Below are 16108 nucleotides of genomic sequence, written 5' to 3' on the forward strand. Positions count from 1 at the left end.
ATCATGCCGGGAACGTATAGTCTGCGAATGTCTCGCGCAATTTAACTTTCTGTATCTTACCCGTCGCGGTATGCGGCAACTCATCGACAAACTCTACCGCCTCCGGCGTCCACCATTTGGCGATTTTGCCGTCGAACCAGGCCAGCATTTCCTCGGCGGTAAGATCCTGCCCCTGCGGGCCCCGCACCACAATCAACAACGGTCGCTCGCTCCACTTGGGATGAAAGTGTCCGATGACTGCTGCCTCTGCTACCTTGGGGTGATCCGTGGCGACGTTCTCCACTTCTATCGAGGAAATCCATTCACCGCCGGACTTGATCACATCCTTGGTGCGATCGGTAATAGCCATATAGCCGTCGGCATCGATGGTGGCGACGTCGCCGGTTTCAAACCAGCCCTCCTCGCGCGAGTGCGCGTCTGAACCCTCCAACTTGAAATAGCTCGAACACACCCAGGGGCCACGAACCATCAATGACCCGAATGCCACGCCATCCCACGGCAGTTCCTCGCCATTGTCGTCGACGATTTTCATCTCCACGCCAAAAATCGGTCGCCCGCCTTTCAGGCGTACCTTGGCAAACTCCTGCTCGCTGAACCTGTCCCGTTCGGCACCACTGGCATTGGCAGTGCCGAGCGGGCTCATCTCCGTCATCCCCCAACCGACGCGCGCCTCCACACCATAGCCGTCGAACTCCTCCATTATCGACAGCGGGCAGGCGGCGCCGCCCACTACGATCTGCTTCAGGGAATCAACGCTGCCACCCGTAGCCCTCAAGTGGGCGAGCACACCCAGCCATACCGTCGGCACCCCCGCAGAAAGCGTCACCTCTTCTTCATTAATAAGCTTGCAAAGCGTCTCTCCGTCGCCCATTTTGCTGCCGGGGAACACCAGCTTGGCACCCGCCATCGGACAGGAGTAGGGGTTGCCCCAGGCATTGACGTGAAACATCGGGACAATCGGCATCACCACATCACTTCGCGAAATAGCCAGTGCATCGGGCATCATCGTGGCGTAGGCATGCAGCATGGTTGAGCGGTGCGAGTACAGCACACCCTTGGGGTTGCCGGTAGTGCCCGAGGTATAACACAGGGCGCAGGCGGAATTTTCGTCCAGTTGCGGCCACTGAAAAGTACTGTTCCCGGCCGCAACCAGCGTCTCATAACACAGGGCATTGGGCAGGCTGGTAGCCGGCATGTGCTCCTCGCTCGCCAATATCACCCAGCCCTGCACAGCGGGGCATTGCTCGGCCAACCCCTCTACCAGTGGCAGAAAATCCGGGTCCAGGAATACATAGCGGTCCTCGGCGTGGTTGATGATGAAAACCAGTTGCTCCGGGAATAGCCGCGGATTGATGGTGTGGCAGACATAGCCACTGCACGACGAGGCATAGTAGGTTTCAAAGTGGCGATAGTCGTTCCATGCCAGCGTGGCAATGCGGTCGCTCTGCGCAAGGCCCCACTGCGACATTACGTCAGCGAGTTGCCGCGCGCGCGCAAAGGCCTCTTTATAGGTGTAGCGATGACGAGGGTTCTCCGCCGTTACCGAGACGATTTCAGCACTGCCATTGACGCGTTCTGCATGTTCGACAATTGACGAAAGTGTCAATTGCTGGTTCATCATCAAGCCATTCATCGATACTGTACTCCAAACTTATTGTTAGCATTCTGAGCCCGGACAGGGCATTTCATACGTTGCTGCAGGTGATTTTAGCAGTCCAACATCTCCCAGGTATCATCCACGGCATGCAACTGTGCTCGCGATTCGTGCTGCAATTTTATCAGGTGCGCGGAAAGCGACAGTTTTGCCATCTTGTGTAGACTGGTACTGACATCGTCGTAAACCACTTTCACCAGATCGTCCAAGGACGCTCGCCCGGTCGTGTGCAGGCCATCCACCACCTTTTGTTCGCGCTGCAACCGGTGCTTAACCAGCCAATCCACTGCGGCTATGGGCTCCGGCAATACATCGCCATGACCGGGTGCAATAGTCTTGAGCGGGTAGCTCAACAGCAGCTGCAGCGACTCTATATACGCTTTCATATCACCACTAGGCGGGATAATCACCACCGTTGAGCCATTCATAATATGATCACCGGCGAACAGCATGCCCTCCTCTTCGAGGAGGTAGCAATAGTGGTTGCCCACATGGCCGGGAGTGTGGACCGCACGCAGGGTAAATTCACCCGTCTGCAGCACATAGTCATGTTGCACTTCAATGGAGGGCTTGAAGGTGTCGTCCTGAAACATATCATCGGGCGGGGACGCGCCGATAACCTGCGCTCCGGTCGCTTCTGCTACCGCCTGCCAGGCGGGCGAATGATCGGGGTGGGTGTGGGTACACACAATCCAGCGGATGCGATCTCCTGCCGCCGCGAGAATCGCGTCGATGTGAGCGGGGATCGCCGGCCCCGGATCCAGTACCGCAACCTGCTCATCGCCAAGCAGATAGGTATTGGTTCCCGGGCCTGTCATTACCCCCGGATTGGGCGCGACCAGGCGTCGCACATGCGGGTTGAGTCGAAAGGGTACACCGGGGTCAAACATAGGCTCAGACCATATTCTCGATTGTCACCTTGGGATTGACGTCGGCATCGTAATCGACACCGTCCACCTCGAAGCCAAACAATTGCAGGAACTCGCGCTTGTAGCCGACAAAATCCGACAGCTGGTGCAGGGTATCGGTATTGATCTGCTCCCACAAATCCGCGACCGCTGACTGTATCGCCGGATCGAGTTCCTTGCCATCGGCACGCAGGCGGCCTTCATCGTCCAGCTGCGGCGCAGCGTTGCACAGGGAATCGCGGAACAGCCCGTCGATCTGCTCAATACAGCCCTCGTGAACGCCCTGCTCTTTCATCACCTTGAACAGTAGCGCCTGGTAGATCGGCATCGCGGGGATCGCTGCACTGGCCTGTGTGACCACCGCCTTGAGCACAGAGACGCGCGCATCCCCGCCCTTGGCCGCAAGGCGCTCGCGAATGCTGATAACACGTTTATCCAGATCTTTCTTGGCCGCCCCAATGGTGCCGTGCCAGTAGATATCCCAGGTCAACTTCTCACCAATATAGGTATAGGCTGTCGTTTTCGCCCCGTCCGCCAACACGCCTGCATCGTCGAGCGCGTCGATCCACATCTGCCAGTCCTCTCCACCCATCACTGCCACGGTGTTATCGATCTCCTCCTGTGTCGCCGCCTCAAGGTGAAAATCCTGTACCTCTTCCTTGTCGGTGTTGACGCCCTTCTGCGTGGCATCGCCGCCTATCGGCTTGAGCGTAGAGTTGTGCACAACGCCGGTAACGGGGTGTTGGCGTCGCGGTGAGGCCAGACTGTAAACCACCAGATCCACCTGACCTAGATCAGCCTTGATTGTCTCGATCGTTTTCTGCTTGATCTCATCACTGAAGGCATCGCCGTTGATGCTCTTGGCGTACAGGCCATCGACCTCGGCGTATTTGTGGAAGGCCGCAGAGTTATACCAACCCGCTGTGCCGGGCTTTTTCTCGGTGCCCTCTTTTTCAAAAAATACACCCAGCGTAGCGGCACCACAGCCAAAGGCCGCTGTAACCCTCGACGACAGGCCATAGCCGGTAGATGCGCCGATCACCAGTACGCGTTTGGGGCCATTCTCAATACCGCCCCTGCCTTTGACATACTCGATCTGCCGTTTGACGTTGGCATCGCAACCTACAGGGTGAGTGGTAATACAAAGAAATCCGCGTACACGTGGTTTGATGATCATTGCTTAAGCTGTCCCGATGAGTGAATCAATGTCCGCGCCAACACTGTCCGCCAGACCCTGGTGAGACGGCAGAGTTTAACATACCGATCACGCATCGCCGCAAGTTGTGGCAACTGCCGATTCTTGTGTTCAGTGCTCACTTACAGTTCAATAGCAACCCCCTTTCACCAGCACAGTTCCCAGGCTTATGTCCGATTCACCGCTTCGCTACAACACGCCAGCCGCCTGGACAGAGGCGGTACTGGCTGATTTCGACAGCTTCCTGCTGGACCACGCGACAGCGGAGAAAAAGGCGTCCGGCATGGCGATCTCCATGCTGTCGCACTATCCCGATCGCACGGAACTGGTCTCCGCCATGGCCGATCTGGCGATAGAGGAGCTCACCCACTACCGCGAGGTGTTGAAATGGATACACCAGCGCGGGCTGGTAACCGGGCCGGACCAGAAAGACCCGTACGTGGTGGAGTTTCGCAAATCCATTCGTCAGGGCCGGGAGGTGTACCTGATGGACAGGCTGCTGACAGCCAGCATCATTGAGGCGCGCGGCGCGGAGCGCTTTGCACTGGTGGCTGCCGCGCTGGACGCTGGGCCACTGAAAAAATTCTATCAGTCCATCGCCAGATCCGAGGAACGACACTTCGAACTGTTCCTGCGGCTGGCAGAGAAATACCTCGACGCAGGCGCTATAGAACAGCGCTGGGATGAACTGCTGGATATCGAGGCGGCGTTGGCGGCCAGCCTGCCGATACGCGCCGCGTTGCACTGATGAACACCGGAACCAGCGCGTAATGCGCGACACGGTCGCCCTGCACCGCTATCTGCACAGGCATGCGCAGAGCGGCTTACCCTCACATTCATTTAGCCGGGCGCACTGGCATCAGGTGCTGGTGTTGCCCGCTTACAGAGAGTCGCCGGCACTGCTGGATCGGTTGACGCGGATTCCCCCCGGCGAAGGAATGACGCTCGTCATTCTGGTGCTGAACCGGCCGGATTCTGATGACGACACACTGGCAAATGCAAAGTTGCGGGAGGCGCTGGAGCAGTCGGGTTTGCCACAGGCTACGCGCGAAAGTGTGACGGTGTACTGCCTGAACCCGGGCACCGACCTCTATCTCTACGATATGGAATTGCGGCATGGGCCGACACCGCAGTCACAGGGTGTGGGGCTGGCACGCAAAACCGGTTGTGACCTGGCGCTGCAATGGCGGGCGGCGGGCGGCATCAGCGGTCAGTGGCTGTGCAGTACGGATGCCGATGCCACACTGCCTCAAACGTACTTCGCGCAGCTTGCCGAGGCGACGCCGGATGCCGCTGCCGCGGTATTTCCATTTCGCCACGTCGCGAGCGCCGACCAGGCCACAAGCGCGGCAACGGCATTGTATGAATTGCGCCTGCACCACTACGTTCTGGGCCTGGAATACGCCGGCTCACCCTATGCATTCCATACCCTCGGCAGCGCGCTGGCGATACGGTTTAGCACCTACGCCCATGTGCACGGCTTCCCAAAGCGCGCTGGAGCAGAAGACTTTTACCTGTTGAATAAACTCGCAAAGCTGGGCCCGGTGGCGCGACTGCAGGGCCACTGTATCGAACTGGAATCCAGGCTGTCTGCGCGCGTGCCATTTGGAACCGGCCCTGCGGTGGCGGGTCTCGCCGCTAGTGAGCACCCACTTGACTCAGCGCTTTTCTATCATCCGCAGTCGTTTGCAGCGCTGGCCGCATTGCTTGACAGTTTACCCGCACTGGCTGCCAGGCCAGACCAAGCACTCGCACAGCTGATACGCGACAGTGGCGTCTGGGCGTCAGTTGCACCGCTCCCTATGTTGCCGTCGCTTCCCGACAAGGCAGCAAATGCGCTCAGGTCATTGGGTATTACTTCAGCACTGGATCACTGCCAGCGACACGCCAGTTCACCGGAACACTTTGTGCGACATTTCCACCAATGGTTCGACGGCTTTCGCACGCTCAAATTTATCCACGCACTACGGGACGACGGCCTGCCACCGGTCTCCCTGGCGAAATTGAATGGACTTGTACCGCAACTGTGGCCTTCAGGGCCGGAACAAGACACAGCAAGGGAGCTGAAAATCAAGGACTCTGACCCTGATGCCTCACAATTGTGGCCTGCGAGGTCGGAACAAAACACACCACGTGAGCTAAAGATCAAGGACTCTGCCCCCAATGTCTCAACGCACGGGGATCGAAACGCTACAGCGGAACAGAAAGTCGAGAAGTCTCGCCACAACAATATCCGCGACCCCGGCGACGCCGATGTAAATGCCCTGTCAGGGGCTGTGCGCCAGCACTGGCGCTGGCGCTAAAGGCTCAATTGACGGATATCACCCAGCAGGCTGACAAGTTGCGTGAAGAATCGTCCGCCGTCACCACCGTTTACAACCCGGTGATCATAGGATAGCGACAACGGCAGCAGCGTACGGGGTTCAAACTCTGCGCCATTCCACACGGGTTTTATCGCCGCTTTTGACACGCCCAGAATCGCCACTTCGGGCGTGTTTACAATCGGCGTGAATCCGTTGCCGCCGATATTCCCGAGGCTGGATACGGTGAAGCAACCGCCCTGCATTTCGGCCGGACCGAGCTTGCGCTCTCTTGCCTTGTCCGCCAACTCGGCGATCTCAGCAGCCAGCTCCCAGATGGTTTTGCGATCGACATCGCGAATAACAGGCACCATCAGACCGGCCGGTGTATCCACCGCCATACCGATGTGAATGTACTGTTTGTAAACCAGGTCCTCGCCGCCGCGTGCCAGCGAGCTGTTAATTTTCGGATTGTCGCGCAGCGCAACCGCGCATGCCTTGATAATAAATGGCAGCGGGGAGAGTTTGGTTCCACGCCGCTCGGCCTCTTGCTTGAGCGTTTCCCTGAACGCTTGCAGGTCAGTGATATCGGCATCATCAAACTGGGTGACGTGCGGCACATTGAGCCAGCTGCGCTGCATATTGGCTGCAGTGAGCTTATCCAATTTGCTGCGCTGCGTGATTTCAATCTCACCAAACTTACTGAAATCGACATCTGGCACAGCCGGAAAGCCGGCGCTACCAGTAGCGTCTGCCGCAGGCCGCGCTACCGCATTCTTCACGTACTGCTGCAGATCTTCCTTCAGGATGCGCCCCTGTGGACCGCTGCCCTCAACCTGCCCCAACTGTACGCCCAACTCGCGGGCCAGTTTGCGCACTGCCGGACCGGCATACACGACCTGATCAACCGATGCATCCGTCGCGCCGCCTGTCTCTGCAGGGGCTGGCTGCGACGCTTTCACATTCTCGGCTTTCGGCGCACTTGCGGCCGTTTCCTCAGCAGGCTTGGCCTCAGCAGATTTATCCTCAGCCGGCTCGCTGGCGGGCGTTTCAGCCTCCTCAGCAGGTTCAGCCTCTTCTGCGGCAGCGGCGGGCTCACTCTGGCCAGACTCCGCTTGTGCCGTGTCTGCGGCGACCTCGATTTTGACTATCGGCGCGCCTTCCGCCAGCTGATCACCCTCGGCGACCAGCAACTCCACCACTGTTCCCGCGAGCGTGGAGGGTATCTCCATCGAGGCCTTGTCCGACTCCAGCACGATCAGGCTCTGGTCCAGTTCGACCGTATCACCCACTGCTACCAACAACTCGATAACTTCAGCGCCTTCGGCACCGCCAATATCGGGGACTGTGACTTGTTCTACTGGCACATTAACTTCCTTCTGCTAACCGCTGTGTACTCAAACTACCCGTTGTTCAATACGTGAGATATTCAAACCTTGGCGGGGTTTCGCTTCTCTGGTTCCACACCCAGTGCCTGTATCGCCCCGGTCACCACAGAGTGCTCGATCTGCCCCTCATCGGCCAACGCTTTAAGCGCTGCTACCACCACGTAGTTGCGACTAACCTCAAAGAACTCCCGCAACATGGCCCGCGTATCTGAACGACCGAAACCATCGGTACCGAGCACGGTATAGCTGGCAGGTACAAATTCGCGGATCTGGTCGGCGTAAAGCTTCACATAATCCGTCGCGGCCACTACTGGCCCACCCGCGCCCTGTAGTAGCTGCGTAACATACGGGATGCGCTGCTCCTCCTCCGGATGCACCAGGTTCCAGCGCTGCACCTCCCGGCCCTCGCGCGCCAGTTCATTGACGCTGGTAAGGCTCCAGACATCTGCCGCTACCTGATAATCGCTCTCGAGTATCTCTGCAGCAGCTTCGACCTCGCGCAAAATTGTGCCACCTCCCAACAACTGCACCCGCAGTTTGTTGTCGGCACCGGACGCCTTGAGCTGGTACATACCACGGATAATGCCCTCTTCCGCACCCTGCGGCATTTCCGGCTGCACATAATTTTCGTTCATCGTTGTGATGTAATAAAAACGGTTCTCACCCTTGTGGAACATACGGCGCAAACCGTCGTGGATGATGACCGCCAGCTCATAGGCATAGGCCGGGTCGTAACTGACACAGTTGGGAATCGTCCCCGCCATCAAATGGCTGTGCCCGTCCTGGTGCTGCAGACCTTCGCCGTTCAGCGTGGTTCGCCCTGCGGTTGCCCCAATCAAAAAACCGCGCGCCTGGCTGTCTCCGGCAGCCCACGCGAGATCGCCGATACGCTGAAAGCCGAACATGGAGTAAAAGATATAGAACGGCACCATTGGAAAGCCGCTGGTGCTATAGGATGTGGCCGCCGCTAACCACGCCGAGAATGCGCCCGCCTCGTTGATACCCTCCTCCAGGATCTGGCCTTTAATATCCTCTTTGTAAAACATCATCTGGCCCGCATCCTGCGGTGTGTAGCGCTGGCCGACAGAGGAGTAGATACCGAGCTGACGGAACATGCCCTCCATGCCAAAAGTACGGGCTTCATCCGGGACGATCGGCACCACGCGCTCTCCCAGATCTGCGTCTTTTACCAGGCTGGAGAGGATGCGCACGAACGCCATAGTGGTGGATACTTTACGCTCGCCGCTACTCTTAAGTTGGTTGCCGAATGCTGTGAGTGGCGGCGTCTCCAGCAATTCCATCTCGCTGCGACGTTTTGGCAGGGGGCCTCCGAGCGCTTCGCGGCGCTCGCGCATATAGCGCATCTCGGCGCTGTCGGGCGGTGGCCGGTAGTACGGCACGCTCTCCAGTTCCTCGTCACTAATGGGAATATCGAAACGGTCGCGGAACGCCTTGAGGCTCTCCATGTCCAGCTTTTTCAGGGAGTGTGTCTCGTTGTGCGCCTCGCCCGACCCGCCGGTGCCATAGCCCTTCACCGTCATCGCCAGTATCGCTGTGGGGCGCTCATGTTCTTCCACAGCAGCGGCGTAAGCCGCATAGACTTTATACGGGTCGTGGCCACCGCGGTTCAGGTACATAATGTCGTCATCCGACAGGTCGGCAACCAACTCCAACAACTCTGGATACTTGCCGAAAAAGTGCTCGCGAGTGTAGGCGCCACCATTGTATTTGTAGTTTTGTAATTCTCCGTCACAAACCTCATCCATGCGTTTTTGCAGCAGACCCGTCGTATCCTTCTCCAGCAGGTGATCCCATTTGCGGCCCCAGATCACCTTGATCACATTCCAACCGGCACCGCGAAATATACCTTCGAGCTCCTGAATGATCTTGCCGTTACCGCGCACCGGACCGTCGAGACGCTGCAGGTTGCAGTTGATCACGAAATTGAGGTTGCCCATCCCCTCGCGTCCCGCCAGCGAGATCGCCCCGAGCGACTCGGGTTCATCACACTCGCCATCGCCCATAAAACACCAGACTTCGCGATCCCCGTGATCGACCAGCCCCCGGTCCTGCTGATACCGCATCACGCGCGCCTGGTAGATTGCCTGTATCGGTCCTAGGCCCATGGATACGGTGGGAAACTGCCAGTAATCCGGCATCAACCAGGGGTGGGGATAGGAGGACAGTCCGTTGCCCTTCACCTCGCGCCGGAAATTATCCAGTTGCTCTTCATCAAACCGCCCTTCCAGATAGGAACGCGCATACATGCCCGGCGCGCTGTGTCCCTGATAAAACACGATATCTCCAGGGTGACCGTTGTCGGTACCGCGGAAAAAGTGATTGAAGCCGATGTCGTACAGCGTCGCACTGGAGGAAAAACTCGAGATATGGCCGCCGAGCCCCTCATCGTTGTCATTGCCGCGCATCACCATCGCCAGTGCGTTCCAGCGCACCAGCGAGCGCACCCGCCGCTCCATGAATATGTCGCCGGGCAGCGTTTTCTCTTCAGTGGGTGGAATCGTGTTGGAAAACGGTGTGGTGGTGGCGGAGGGCAGGCGCAATCGCGAACCGATCGCATGTTTAGCCAACTCCAGCAACAAGAAGGAAGCACGTTCCGGGCCCTCGTGCTTTACCACGTCATCCAGAGCATCCAGCCACTCGCGAGTCTCCAGGGGGTTTGTATCTTCCTTCATTCCAACACGCGCTCCTGTGGGTTGTTCAGGGGTAAGAATCGAAACTCATCATAAATTCCAGTTTAGAACCCTGATAAGGTATTCCGGGAAAAACCTGGCCTGACGCAGATATATCAAGCGCTCCCGCTGAAATTTGAGTCCGGGAAAGCAAACTGACCTGACGGGAATACTACCCGAGCGGGCAGTACAAATCTATTCAGTTCTAAATTAGAACCATTGAAATTATGATATTCAACCCAATGCCTGGCAGCGCCGGAGCGCTGCAGTACATCGGACCTCAGGCATTTACCCGCCGCTAGTCGATGACGTAGGTCGCATGTCCGCGCTTGATAGCCTCGGCGGAATCATAGACACGCGCATCACCCTGCGGGGCAGTTCCCCACTTGCCGGGCGCGACTACCCGCAGCGAATGGCGCTGCTGGAGAAAGACCCTGTCGTAATACGCTTTCCACTGAGGCAGAGTCAGCGTTGTTACGGCATCAGCCAACCGTTGACGGCTGTCGAAATCCCACTGCTGTTGCGCAATTGACTGCCAGTAGAACTCGGCACGCTCATTGAGATTCTTGTCCGGCCGCAATATATCGCTGATCAACGACGACTTGTGCCGCGCGAACTGCTTCTCATCCAGCTCCGGCTCCACGCCCTGCATAAAAGCCTCCATCGCTGCGGTCACCGCGCCGGCATCGGCCACCGGTGACTGCACCAGCATCACCAGGCCCGGCACGTCTCCCTTGGTGTAATCATAGGTGCCAACCACATAGCCAAGTTGTTGTTCCGTGCGCAATTCCTGAAAGAAACCCGACGACATAATCTGCGCCGTCAGCGCGGTGGCCGCCCTGTCCTTCCAGCTATCGCCAGCGCCCTGTAAATACCAGGCAACCACCGAATCATCATGCGCTACATCCACAACGTATTCCAGGGACTCACCCGCCGCGAGTTTCAACATCTCGCGCTCCGGCAGAGCGGGCGGTGGCTCGTCGCTGACAACATTCGCCAACATAGCGGACAACTGCTCGACCACATCCGGCGGGTAATTGCCGTAGAGCAGGACCTCGGCGGTCGCCGACTCCCAGAACGTCCGTATGTAGCTATCGAGCATGGGCAGAGTGACTTTTTCAAGAGCGGCTATCAACACCGGCTCACCCCACTCACCGTACATCAGGGCTTCATTGAGATCATCTACCGCTTGACTGCTGGGCCGCTTGGCGACGGAGTTCTGCAACCGGCGGATCATGTCATTGCGGATATCCTCAAAGCGCTGTTGTTGAAACGCGGGATCGACAATGGTGCCCAATAGACGCTCGAGCAACAGTTCCTGCTTATCGTTGTAGCCACTGACGCGCAGACTGATTCCCTGGCTGTTCTTATAGATATCGAAGCTCAAACCCGCCAAGTGGGCAGGGTAGGTGAACTCATTGACCAGATCGTTGAGCAGGGCGGTATAGAGCGCGACCTGAACGGTCTGCCCGGCGCTGCTGCCAACCTCCGGCGAGCGAAAGTTGATGTAGGCGACACCGCGGGGAACCCTGAACTCATCATCCGGCATATACCAGATCTTCTGCCGGGTGGTTTCCAACGCGACCTGCGGGGCAGCAGGTATCGTCTGCGGCAGTTCGATTAGTGACACATCTTCGGCAATAAATTCGTTCGGTGCGGGCAGATGCAGGTTTTCTCCGGCGGACTCTGCTTCGACACCAACAACACGGTCAAGATCCAGCGGCTGCTTGGTATACGGCACCTGATAGTAGTGCGACACCTGATCACCCTTCACCGTCGCCGCATTGAGGGTAACCAGCGCATTCTCCGGCCTAATTTGCTGCAGCAGTTCCGCCAGAATCGCGTCGTCGTAACGATCCATCATATAGGGGCCGCGAAGAATGTCCTTCGGCTCATAGAATTGCATGCCGCTGGCCAGTGCGCTGACATACCCCATAGGGTTGGCCTGCTCCCGAAAACGGAAGCTGAGTTCCGCCAGGCGTGACTGCTCATCGTACAGCCACTTCTGTGGCCCTTCAGCACGCAACATGTCCACATAGGCAAAAAGCAATTGCAGGACGCGGTCGGGGTTGGCCGCCCCCTTCTCCGTCAGGGATACCTGCACGCTGAACAACGCCCCCCCCGGCCAGGCCAGGCCATCGCCCGCGGCCAGCGCCTGCGCCAATCCCTCAGCTTTTAGGCGGGACAGCAAACTGCCTTTCCCCTCGTGCCCGATAAGATTGCCCAGATAGGACTGAGGGTTTACGCGATACTGATAGCGGTAATCGGGGATTGGAAACGACACGTCCAGTTGCTGCTGCGTCGCCAGCGGCTGCACCTCCACGAACATCGGTAACTGTCCCGGCTCAAACAGGGGCGCCTCGATGGTCTTACGCTGGTATGAGTGATTCGGCACCTGGCTGAACAACGGCCGCGTGAGCGCTTCCAGTTCGTCCAGTGACTGAGACCCCAGCACGACCAGGCGCATGATATTGGCCGAATAATACTTGTTGTAGAACTCAACCAGTTCGTCACGAATCCCGGAGTCGGGTCGGTCGCCCAATGTCTCCAGCGACCCCACCGTGAACTGGCTGTAGGGGTGATCCTGGTTGAGGACTTCCTGCAGCACATCAAGCCCGCGGCGCGCATCGCTCTTCAGGCCCATCTGGTACTCGGCCTCAACCGCATTCTTTTCCCGATCCACATACTGCGCGTCGAACAGCGGCGAGATGAAAAACTGTGCAAATCTATCCAGCGCGACTGGCAGGTCGGGGGCGTTGATATCGAAGAAGTAGTTGGTATTTTCAAAGCTGGTATAGGCGTTGCGGCTACCGCCGTGTTCAGTGATAAAACGCTCATACTCGGCTGCATCGGGGTATTTTTCTGTCCCCAGAAACAGCATATGTTCCAAAAAATGGGCCAGTCCGGCGCGACCGGGCGGGTTGTCACCGCTCCCCACCAGCACATCCAGAGAGGCAGCCGCCTTCGGCGTGTCCGGGTCGGAGATCAGCAGAACCTGCATCTCATTGTCGAGTGTCAACAGCCGGTATTGATAGTCGTCGCTGGGGCTCTTGACCGGCTGCACGTCCGCTGGCGGTGTGGTAACACAGGACACCAGAAGTACAGCAACAAAAAGGCAAAGCAGTGACCTGAAGCCCATCCGGGCATTGAACACAAACATGGGTAACTCCGTCGGATTGCTGTTAGCTACCGGGCCCTGGGAGTTCTTTTAACTCCATCGAAGGCCAGGCGTTTATTATTGCCTTGATAAGCGTCGCCAGCGGTATGGCGAAAAATACACCCCAGACACCCCAGATACCGCCAAAAAAGAGCACCGCCATAATGATAGCGACCGGATGAAGATTGACCGCCTCTGAAAACAACAGCGGCACCAGCACATTTCCGTCCAGCACCTGTATAAAGAGATAGACAACAAACATGTAGTAAAATTCACTGGTCAGGCCCCATTGGAAAAATCCAACCATGACTACGGGCAAAGTCACCAGCGCAGCGCCGATATACGGGATAATAACCGACACCCCCACCAGCAGGCCCAGCAGGGCGGCGTAATCGAGTCCCAACCAGATGAAGGCGAAATAGCTGACAGAGCCGACTATCAGCATTTCAAGCACTTTACCGCGGGCATAATTGGAAAACTGCTCGTTCATTTCACCCCAAATCCGTTGCAGCAGCGGCCGCTCTGCCGGCAGAAAGCTCGCTATCCAGTCTATGATGCTCTCCCTGTCCTTGAGGAAGAAAAACACCAGCATCGGAATCAGGATCACATAGACCATTACCGTCAGGATACCAGGGATAGACGCCAGCGAGCGTTTCACTACCGTCTGCCCCAATCCGGCAATTTCCGTCTGCGCGACAGCTATCAATTCACCCAGTTGGACCCGGCTGAGGATATGGGGGTAGCGCTCGGGAAGCACACCGAGAAACTGTCGTGCACTTTCCAGCATTTCGGGCATTTGGCTGACCAGACTCAACATCTGCCGCCACACCAGCGGCAACAGGGCAAAGCAAAACCCGAAAAAGACACCCACGAAGACAAGATAGGACACCGCTACACCAAGCCAGTGGGGCAGCCCAAAATTTTGCAGCTGCGCAGACAGCCCCTGTGCGAGATAGGCCAGAACAATGGCCGCCAGCACGGGTGCAAGAATATCGCCAATCGTCATCAGCAGGACTACCGAGACAGTCAACAACACCAGCAGCAGCACTGACTCTTCGTCAGACAGATACCTTCTGTACCATTTCTTGAAAATATCCAGCATAAACAGCCCGAACCCCGACTAGTACAACAGAGAATCATGGATCAATCCGCGGCTGATTATACCGCCGAAGTGATCCCGTTTGCTTTTGCTATCTTCGCATTCTGAACATTTTATCGATCGAGTAGAAACGTTAAAGTGACCTCGCCTTGCATTGGCCCGCGCCTGGCTGGAACCAGGGTACGAATCACTGCGCCATCATCAACGCTTTTGCAGGAGATAGGTGTAAACCCCCTCCTCTTCTTCGCTGTGCAGCAGTAGGTGACCGGATTGCTCGGCAAAGACACGAAAATCCCTGACCGACCCCTGATCTGTCGCCAGCACACGCAGGCGCTGCCCGACCTCCATCGCATTCAGCGCCCGCTTGGCTTTTAGCAGGGGCATGGGACACGCCAGCCCGGTGGCGTCGAGTTCTACCAATTCAAGGTCTGCCATTGTTTCATTCATCTGATAGTGCGTCCTTTAGTATGCGCGAGGTACCTACAGGTTGCTATGCTACCCGCCGGAATCCGCCATGCCGGCCAGCAGTTCCTGGAACTGCGCGATATACCGCTTTCTGCTGAATTTCTCCTTCGCATATCTGGCGCCGAGGGCCGCCTGCTCTGCATAGGCCTGTTGGTCACCCAATATTCGCAGGATCGCATCCGCCACATGCGCGGGGTCCAGAACCTGTGTCGGCGTCATTGCATGACCTACAGGATCAATAGTGTACTGCGGCAATCCCTCGGAAGAACTGCACCATTGTGCATATTCAGCAAGCGGCAGAGTCGGCTCTATCAGGGTAGTTCCCTCCCCCTCCTTGCCGACCTCAGGAATACCGCCTGTCTTGCTCGCCAACACCGGCGTACCACAGGCCAGACTTTCAGCGACAACCAGTGAGGCCGCCTCTGCCACGGAGGGTACAAGCAGAAGATCGAGGCCTGCGTAAAACGCCCGAAGGTCCCGCATTCCGGGATGGAAAGCCAGGCGATCCGCAACGCCCTCGCGAACTGCCAGTTCAAGCAGCTGTCCCTGTTCATCACCTTCACCGGCAATGTCCAGCGCGATATCGACCCCCTTCTCCTTCAAAATGGCCACGGCTTTCACCGCAATGGCCATCCCCTTGCCGGGTACCACTCGCCCCGCCATTCCAACCCTGAAGCCGCTGGTCAAGGTAGAGATGACCGGCACCTGCTCAATGTATCTGTCATCGACAAAATTATAGATAACCCGCCGGCTCAGGTGCTCAGTTGAAAACTTGTAGTCAAGCAGATCACCAATGTCCCTGGAAACAGACACCACTTCCGTCACACGCCTGAAAAACCTGCTCGCGTTATCGGCATCATGGTCAAATACGCAGTTGCCGTGTTCGTAATAGATAACCTTTGCCACTGGGGGAATAAACTGCGTATAGGCTGAGGGAAAATTGTTCCAGAAGATGACAATATCCGGTTTTGTCTTCTGGTAAAAACGTCGCACCCGCCGCGCTTTGAGCCACGCTGTACGAACTTTCAGGCGCTTGCCAAACTTGATGCTCATCGCATCGCAGACATTGGATAGCACATCTTCTGCAAAAAATGGATGGATAACAGAATTAAAAATCACCGTGTGCTTGATATCAAGTGAGCCAAAATCAAACGACAGGTACTTGCTGAAAAGCGTCTCTACGCCACCCACGTTTTTCAAATCGACAATATGGCATATTTTCATGGCCTGTAGTCCGGGCTTGCGTTTGACC

The 16108-nt window shown here is 57.2% G+C and carries 11 protein-coding genes; 2 read left to right on the forward strand and 9 right to left on the reverse strand.

From position 1 onward, the window contains the following. Position 1: 1 nt before the first annotated feature. The 3 genes from AC0L6S_RS12000 to fabV form a co-directional block, all read right to left on the reverse strand. Positions 2-1633 (reverse strand): 3-(methylthio)propionyl-CoA ligase, encoded by a 1632-nt coding sequence (locus AC0L6S_RS12000; RefSeq protein ID WP_473424212.1) that lies wholly within the window; start codon positions 1631-1633, stop codon positions 2-4. A 74-nt stretch (positions 1634-1707) separates the two neighbouring features. Next, positions 1708-2544, reverse strand: coding sequence for an MBL fold metallo-hydrolase (locus AC0L6S_RS12005; RefSeq protein WP_473424213.1), 837 nt, complete (start codon positions 2542-2544; stop codon positions 1708-1710). Positions 2545-2548: 4 nt separating this feature from the next. Continuing rightward, positions 2549-3739: an enoyl-ACP reductase FabV gene (gene fabV / locus AC0L6S_RS12010; RefSeq protein ID WP_473424214.1), complete on the reverse strand. Its 1191-nt coding sequence runs from the start codon at positions 3737-3739 to the stop codon at positions 2549-2551. A 187-nt stretch (positions 3740-3926) separates the two neighbouring features. Between fabV and AC0L6S_RS12015 the strand changes: the two genes are divergently transcribed. Continuing rightward, positions 3927-4505, forward strand: coding sequence for a MiaE family protein (locus tag AC0L6S_RS12015; RefSeq protein ID WP_473424215.1), 579 nt, complete (start codon positions 3927-3929; stop codon positions 4503-4505). A gap of 22 nt (positions 4506-4527) precedes the next feature. Continuing rightward, positions 4528-6060: a hypothetical protein gene (locus AC0L6S_RS12020; protein ID WP_473424216.1), complete on the forward strand. Its 1533-nt coding sequence runs from the start codon at positions 4528-4530 to the stop codon at positions 6058-6060. Here the strand turns inward: AC0L6S_RS12020 and AC0L6S_RS12025 are convergent. From AC0L6S_RS12025 to AC0L6S_RS12050, 6 genes are all read right to left on the reverse strand, one after another. Next, complete coding sequence (locus tag AC0L6S_RS12025; RefSeq protein WP_473424217.1) at positions 6057-7424, reverse strand: 2-oxo acid dehydrogenase subunit E2; 1368 nt, start codon at positions 7422-7424, stop codon at positions 6057-6059. The genes AC0L6S_RS12020 and AC0L6S_RS12025 overlap by 4 nt on opposite strands. 62 nt (positions 7425-7486) lie before the next feature. Next, positions 7487-10138 carry a pyruvate dehydrogenase (acetyl-transferring), homodimeric type gene (gene aceE / locus AC0L6S_RS12030; RefSeq protein WP_473424218.1) on the reverse strand — a complete coding sequence of 884 codons (2652 nt, stop codon included), beginning with the start codon at positions 10136-10138 and terminating at the stop codon, positions 7487-7489. A 295-nt stretch (positions 10139-10433) separates the two neighbouring features. Further along, positions 10434-13295 (reverse strand): insulinase family protein, encoded by a 2862-nt coding sequence (locus tag AC0L6S_RS12035; RefSeq protein WP_473424219.1) that lies wholly within the window; start codon positions 13293-13295, stop codon positions 10434-10436. Between the two features lie 22 nt (positions 13296-13317). Continuing rightward, on the reverse strand, positions 13318-14394 hold the full coding sequence (locus tag AC0L6S_RS12040) for an AI-2E family transporter (protein ID WP_473424220.1): 1077 nt from the start codon (positions 14392-14394) through the stop codon (positions 13318-13320). 198 nt (positions 14395-14592) lie between these two features. Next, a complete protein-coding gene (locus tag AC0L6S_RS12045; RefSeq protein WP_473424221.1) occupies positions 14593-14838 on the reverse strand; it encodes a sulfurtransferase TusA family protein in 246 nt (81 codons plus the stop codon). A 48-nt stretch (positions 14839-14886) separates the two neighbouring features. Beyond that, positions 14887-16080 (reverse strand): glycosyltransferase, encoded by a 1194-nt coding sequence (locus tag AC0L6S_RS12050; RefSeq protein ID WP_473424222.1) that lies wholly within the window; start codon positions 16078-16080, stop codon positions 14887-14889. Between the last annotated feature and the right edge of the window lie 28 nt (positions 16081-16108).

It is taken from the genome of Halioglobus sp. D3-4 (genome assembly GCF_055809315.1).